This window comes from Corallococcus sp. CA053C (assembly GCF_003611675.1).
Lineage (GTDB): Bacteria > Myxococcota > Myxococcia > Myxococcales > Myxococcaceae > Corallococcus.
Window position 1 is genome coordinate 1 of sequence record NZ_RAWA01000841.1, and the last position, 607, is coordinate 607.

The following is a 607-nucleotide window of genomic DNA, read 5'->3' on the forward strand; positions in this document are numbered from 1 at the left end:
CCCTCCCCAGCCCCCAAGCTGTGAGCCGATGAGGTGTCCTCCGTCGTAGTCGTTGCTGGGGTTTTCCGCGTCCCCCCACTGGCCCACGCTCGTCTCCGCATGGTGCGAAGAGAAGGCCTGTGGAGGGTGGGGGCTGGAGCAGAGGTGCCGAAGAGGGAGGCTGACGGGTGCCGCCGAGCTGTGCGGCAGGCCGGTGGAGAAGCCGTGCAGCCCTCATGGGGCACACGCCCGCTCAGGCCGCGCTCCCCTCAGGGGCGCCTGCCTCCACACCTGCCGCACCCGAACACGTCCAGCGCGAAACTCCTGCTTGAGCAACCCGGCCCCATCCAGCCGCGGCGTGCGCTCCTGGGGCGGCTCCTGTCTCGCCGCTGCTAAAGGCAGCTCGCTTGCCTCTTCCGGCTTCGCCTCTGCCTCCGCTTGACGGAACCGGCTCTTTCCGTACGTGTCGGGCACGAATCCGCTCTCGCGCCATGTCCAGCTGGGCCTGGGTGACCTGCTCCTGAGCAAGGGCTTCCAGAAGGCGGATGCCACGGGGCAGGCCGAACAGCTTCGAACCTTCCTGCGGGATCAACCCGCCGTCCCCGGTGGGGCCTCGTCGCTCGAGGGC

The 607-nt window shown here is 69.5% G+C and carries 1 protein-coding gene; it reads right to left on the reverse strand.

The window, feature by feature from the left end; all coding sequences use genetic code 11:
- Positions 1–210, reverse strand: a 210-nt coding sequence (locus D7V97_RS46565) for a DNA/RNA non-specific endonuclease (protein WP_368669026.1), incomplete at its 3' end; no start/stop codon positions are given.
- Between the last annotated feature and the right edge of the window lie 397 nt (positions 211–607).